1 protein-coding gene is annotated in these 264 nt (G+C 74.2%); it reads right to left on the bottom strand.

The genetic code is table 11. The features are described 5' to 3' along the window. Positions 1-264: hypothetical protein (locus AC1ECF_RS17665; RefSeq protein WP_480390746.1), on the bottom strand; the 264-nt coding region annotated here is incomplete at both ends.

Genomic DNA, 264 nt, shown 5'->3' on the forward strand with positions numbered 1-264 from the left:
CGTGGAGCCGTTCGTCGCCGGGGCGTCCTGCCAGGTCCCCGACGCGCAGACCGAGGAGTTCGGCGCTGCGGATGCCGCTCACCAGCAGGGTCGCCACGACGGCGAGGTCACGTTCGGGCCAGGGGTCACGGGCCGTGCGACGACCGCTGGCGACGGAGTCCAGCAGCAGTTCCGGGGTGCCCGTCCCACGCAGGGGTTTGGGGTTCTGCCGGTCCGGGCGGGGCCGGGCGACACCACCCATGGGGTTTCCGGGCAGGGCGTCCT

It is taken from the genome of Psychrobacillus sp. Z3-81, from assembly GCF_056620325.1.